This is a genomic window from Novosphingobium organovorum, assembly GCF_022832435.1.
In the GTDB taxonomy this organism is placed as follows: domain Bacteria; phylum Pseudomonadota; class Alphaproteobacteria; order Sphingomonadales; family Sphingomonadaceae; genus Novosphingobium; species Novosphingobium organovorum.
The window spans coordinates 1-391 of the sequence record NZ_JALHLF010000276.1 but is presented as its reverse complement, the minus strand read 5'-3'; the positions used below and the strand labels follow the sequence as shown (position 1 = coordinate 391).

Genomic DNA, 391 nt, shown 5'->3' with positions numbered 1-391 from the left:
GCGGCATGGGTGCCGCCCGACCCGGCCTTTCTCGCACGGATCGAGCGCGCGCTGGGCGAGGTCGCGCTGCTGGGCCTGAACCTTGCCCCCCTGCCGCTCGAAGAGGCGCTGTTCGCGCTTTCGGTCTCGACCCGCGCCGATCATCTGCCACGCCTCGCCGCGCTGCTGCGCGCGATTGCCGCGCAGATGCACCAGCGCCGCAGCCGCGCGCTCGATTTCGATCCCGACGCGATGCTCGAGCGCGCCGCCACCGCCTATGCTCTCGTGCGCGCGCTGGCCCGGCCCGAAAGCCTTGCCGATGAGGCGGCGCGCGCGGCGCTGTGCGGCACCGTCCGACGCGCCTTTGCGCCGCAAGACCCGCTCGAACTGATCGGTTACGGCGGCGAGCGCT

The 391-nt window shown here is 73.4% G+C and carries 1 protein-coding gene; it reads left to right on the top strand.

The window, feature by feature from the left end:
- Positions 1 to 391: hypothetical protein (locus tag MTR62_RS21220; RefSeq protein ID WP_244024665.1), on the top strand; the 391-nt coding region annotated here is incomplete at both ends.